A 4810-nucleotide genomic window follows, 5' to 3' on the forward strand; every position below is an offset into this window, starting at 1 on the left:
ACTGTCTGGCCCTCGTTGTCGGCAAATCCAGACGAGGCCGGTGGACTGTATCGAGACAGAAATTACTGCCAAGCTTGATGTCCGTCGGATCAAGCGGCGCATCGAACGCAAGGCGGCAGCCGGAAAGGTTGTGGCATCCGGTGAAAATCGGGTCGCCCGCAGGTGCGAATGCCTGCGATAGGTCAAGTGCGGCAGGGATTATGACGCGCCGAGGACTGGGCTGAAGCGGCAACTCCTTCTCAGCGAGAAGCAGACGATGGAAACCGCTAATCAGTGGGTGCATTTCGCATCGGCACATGAAACGAGACGCTAGGCAAAGTTCCTCTCTTCCGAGGGGCGGTCAAATTTGGGCGACCGCATCGCACCACGCTGACGGGCGCTGGTTCGTCAGAAGCCGCATCGCGTTCGAGCCACCGCTCGCATTCTAGTGCGGGCAGGACTGACGCTGGTGACCGGGCATCGGTCCGGTAACTGTGACAATGGCGACGAAGCGGTATGCGACCACAAGAAAGGCAGCGGCATGAGCGAAGCTCGCATCTGTCGAAGGGGTCCGAGTACCTTTCAGGCGCACAGCGCAGCGATGAACGTTGTATCAACTCATGCGCCGGTTACGCAGGCTTTGAAGAAGGACCTGCCGAAGCTCTGACGTCCGCAGGGCGAAGAGCCGGTGGCGAGCAATCTCGTTTGAGATGCGGGTATCTATCAAACGCGGCCTGCGTTGGTTGGAAAGCCAGGACCCACTTCAAGCATCCTAGCGCCGCAGCTCAGCGTCCCATATCTCGGCGGACCGAGGCATCACAAACCGTCTCACGGTACGCTTGAGCCGATGCATCCGACGCGCAAGCCTCTGCCGCAAGGTGGTCGTTCGCTTCGCGTGCCGTCTTGGTGCGATCGATGCGTATTCCGGCTTCTTTATGCGCCGCGCAACCACACCAGCCGTAATGTCTTCATTGGAAGCGTTGCTGACCAGTGAGCGCCTGAATCGAACGAGGGGCGTTCCCGCCACTTCGCCCGTACAGCCAAGGCAGATCGTCTCGTAAGCGTCGGCTACACGTGGCCGTAAAACAAAAGCGTCCATGGCCTCCTTGGCTCGAACACTGAGTTTTTCGAGCTGCATCAGTTCTAGATCAACCGTACGCAACGAAAGGGTTTTCTTTAGATTTTCCAGCGCGATAAGATCTGGATCCTCCGAAACCCAGGAACGACCGTTCTTTGGGAAAGCGTGGTCAGTGGCCATGAGGACTCCGCAGCCTATCGCAATGCCCAAAACGATAGGTGCTCTCATCGTCTGCGCTCAACGTGAACAAGGCCGCGATTGCCTGTACCTCGTTAGCGTTAATGATCTTGATCTATGAGCGCGGCATCAGACGGGTACCGTCTCCTTGCATCCGGTTTTGGCAGGGTTTGGGCAGTTCCATCGAGTGCCTGACGCGCTCGAATGAGCACGTCGTAGGCTGACGCTGCGGACAGCTCATGCAAGCGTAGCGTTAGTGCTCTAAAGCGCAACGCAGCGCGAGGGCTGGCTTATTGGACAGCTGGAAAGTCCAAAGCCATTTCCATTCCGTGACAGGGACCACTGCGGTCGCACACACGAGCATCGTCGTCGCCAGCTAAGTCATTGAATCTTATGACCTATAACTTGGCAATGGACCATCCGTCATATCTGCCAGAGTCTTGGTCGGGTATCAGGGCCGCTTGACCGAAGCCTCCATCGCCGCCGCAGCCGCCGCCAGGCCCCAGCGCAGGAGTTCCTGGGCTTCCGCCTCAGACTGAGCCTCGGTGTAGCACCGTAGTTCGGGTGCGTTGCCCGAGGCGCGGAAGTGGATGGTCCGTCCCCCATCGAGTTCGATCCTGACCCCATCCTGGCCATCGATCGCCTGGGGCGTGCCGACAGGGCGGAGAAAATCACGTTGGAACGACGTTTCGCCGAGTTGCCTCAGGAGCGCTCCGCTGCGCTCGGACGGCGTGTCGGGAAGCCGGTCGCTTGCCATCTCACCGGCATCGAACGAGGCGACGAACGCGGCCAGCGTCTTCCCGCTCGCCCGTGCCGCGGCCAGGGTCGCCAGGATCGGCAGCATGGCATCGCGGGTCGGAAGGGCGGGAAGAATGCGGCCTGTGATCGTCAGGTCGGACCCGAGAAGGAAACCGCCATTCGCTTCGAAGCCGGCAATGGCCGATGCCCCATCGCGCTTTGCCTGCTCCATTCCGGCGATGACGAAGGGCGAGCCGACCTTTGTTCGGACGACCCGCCGGAAACCGCCGGCGCGTTCGAGCATCGATCCTGCCGTGACGGGAACAACCACCGTATCGACGCTGAGGTATCGCGCCGTCATCAATCCGAGCACGTCACCTCGGACGATCCGGCCTGTTCCATCCGCCACCAGTGGCCGGTCGGCATCGCCGTCAGTCGTCACCAGGGCGTCGAATGCGCCGGATGACATCGTCTTGCGAATGAAGGCGATGTCCTCGGGACGATGGGCTTCTGTATCGATCGGCACGAACGTGTCGGATCGGCCGATCGGGGTCACGCGCGCGCCGGACGCCGCGAGGATATCGGTCAGGAGATCGCGCGCGACCGAGCTCTGCTGGTAGATGGCGACATGCAGGCCTGCCAGGGCATCGACCGGGAAGGCGTCTTGGTAACGGCGCCGATAGCGTTCGAGCGCATCCGGCGCCGGCATTGCCGGGGAGTTCCCTGCCGGGATCTCGCCCGGCACGACGCCTGCGAGGGCGGCCAGGATGCCGGCCTCGTCGGCTTTGGTGATCTCGCCATCGGGGCGATAGAATTTGAGGCCGTTGCGATCCTGCGGGATATGGCTGCCCGTGACCATGACGGCGCAGGCTCCGCGGCGCGACGCTTCGAGAGCGAGGGCGGGTGTCGGTACCGCGCCGGCGTCGATCGCGCTGAAGCCCGCTGCCACTGCGGCATGCGCCACCGTCGCTGCGATTCCGGGGCTGCTGTCACGCAGATCGCGTCCGATCAGGACGGTGCGGGTGCTGGCGTTCGCCGCCATGGATCGAAAGAATGCGGTGGCGTAGGCGTAGCTCGGCCATCCAACGAGGTCCGTCACCAGGCCGCGAAGGCCGCTGGTACCGAATTTCAAACTGCTCATCGCAACCCCCGTCGCTTTTTCGCATCGTCACGCTTATCGGCCGGCGATTGCTCAGATTGCGCGGTCTGACAAGATCGGCTCGTCGATTTGATCATCGGAGGCGACGGTGCTTCGCACGTCACCGTCTCAGGCTCCGGTCGCCTGTCTGGCGACAGCGTCCAAACTTAAGCCGTCCTCTTCCCAGTGAATGTCCTGGGACGTGCAATCGAGTCGGCCGCCAGCGCGATCTGCAGATTGCTCCCTATCATTGGTCAATCGCCGCCGACTGGGGAGCGCCGACGGGGTCAATGTCACTCGAGCGAGGCCATGCGGCTGTGCCGGTCGGAAGCGACACAAGGATTGCTCAGGCTTGTATCGCTACTCGTCCGCTTCTCCGGCTGGCTGTTCCGTGCGGGCTGGCTTGCGGGCAGGTGGGGAAAGGCATCCGCTGCAGATACGGCTGCTGGCGCGCTGGACTTGAGCGTCGAAGCGCCGGTTCCGGCTGTCTTGAGCCTTTTGCTCCACGGCGGCATGGGCCTCGACGTCGGCAAGCGGCGTCAACGTGCGGCCCGATGCGGCCGGGGAAGCAGTTTTGGGAGATGACGGCTCGGGGGCATTCAAGTGGGCAGCGAGAAGTGGAGATGCAGAAGGCGTCGCGCGTCCCGATGCAGGACGCAGCTGATCGTCGAGGCGCGCGGCTGGGGTACTCACACGCGGGGAGGCGGAGGCGATCCGTGCGAAGCGGTTATCCGACCGTGCGAGTACGGCCTGCGGATCGGTATACGACCCCCCTCGCTCTGGAGCGGGCGGAGCCTTGATGGCAACGCGAGCCGCCGGTTCATCCAAATCCACCACGACCGGTGCCGTCGACGAAGCGAGCGTTGGGCCAGAGCCTGTGCGCATGGCGGCAAACGGATCTGTGGCGATACAGGCCGACAAACAGGTGAGGCATACGGCGACAGTGAACGAGGTTCTGACCAATCTCACGATGTTCCCCCAGGCAGCAGCGCAAAATACGCCCGATCGCCGCTCCATCGAGGGTTTGCGATAGGAGATGGATGGATCGTAAATATGGCGGCCTACCATCCCGTCGCCCCGACATGCGCTGCCAAACGGCGCAAACCAGGGAGGGGAAGTGGCGTCTTAACACGGCACCGGGTAGGGCTCAGTCACCTTTGCGGCAGTCCTGCGGGCAGGACTGCGGCTCATAACGAGATCATCGCTGCGGCGAGGGTCCGACACGATCCATGATGGTGGGTGATGACACAGGCTTTCTTCCAGCCGAACGACGAGGTCTACTCCGAGCAAGCGGTCTATGGTCAGATCGGACCGCTACAGGTCGTGCGGCTCGTCCGGACCGATCTCAGCCTCGCGCTGACCCACGTCGTCATCCTCGGCCATCCAAGCCTGGGTCCGACCTTCATCGCCGGATATCCGGACACCGATGAGGGGATCGGCTTGGCCGATCAGGTGGGTCAGGCTGTTGTCCTGGCGCTTCGACTCGCGGCAACGCCGATATCCTGATCTGGATGGATCTCGCCTGCACCGGGAGAAGGTGGCAGACCTCACAGACGGTCAACGAGACCCGTTGGCATGTTAGGAAAACCGCCGGCGTCGACGATGGCAAAGTGGTTGAGTCCGCACGAGGCGTGAGACTTTATCATCAGGCGCTGAGCTCTGATCCGCCACCCCGCCGAGATGAGGCTTCCATGGCCTAG

The 4810-nt window shown here is 62.4% G+C and carries 3 protein-coding genes; 1 reads left to right on the plus strand and 2 read right to left on the minus strand.

Features of this window, described 5'->3' with window-relative positions; all coding sequences use genetic code 11:
* Window positions 1–751: 751 nt before the first annotated feature.
* A complete protein-coding gene (locus K2Y56_RS19245; protein ID WP_292511254.1) occupies window positions 752–1237 on the minus strand; it encodes a hypothetical protein in 486 nt (161 codons plus the stop codon).
* A 448-nt stretch (window positions 1238–1685) separates the two neighbouring features.
* Window positions 1686–3113 (minus strand): phosphomannomutase, encoded by a 1428-nt coding sequence (locus tag K2Y56_RS19250; RefSeq protein ID WP_292511256.1) that lies wholly within the window; start codon window positions 3111–3113, stop codon window positions 1686–1688.
* Window positions 3114–4352: 1239 nt separating this feature from the next.
* Here K2Y56_RS19250 and K2Y56_RS19255 point away from each other — a divergent pair.
* Complete coding sequence (locus K2Y56_RS19255) at window positions 4353–4616, plus strand: hypothetical protein (protein ID WP_292511259.1); 264 nt, start codon at window positions 4353–4355, stop codon at window positions 4614–4616.
* The last annotated feature ends 194 nt before the right edge of the window (window positions 4617–4810 follow it).

Source organism: Methylobacterium sp. (genome assembly GCF_019745455.1).
Lineage (GTDB): Bacteria > Pseudomonadota > Alphaproteobacteria > Rhizobiales > Beijerinckiaceae > Methylobacterium.

Excerpts from the sequence above, each read along its gene's own strand:
- K2Y56_RS19245 (WP_292511254.1), bottom strand. The coding sequence starts at position 1,237 with ATGGCCACTGACCACGCTTTCCCAAAGAACGGTCGTTCCTGGGTTTCG.
- K2Y56_RS19250 (WP_292511256.1), bottom strand. The coding sequence starts at position 3,113 with ATGAGCAGTTTGAAATTCGGTACCAGCGGCCTTCGCGGCCTGGTGACG.
- K2Y56_RS19255 (WP_292511259.1), top strand. The coding sequence starts at position 4,353 with ATGACACAGGCTTTCTTCCAGCCGAACGACGAGGTCTACTCCGAGCAA.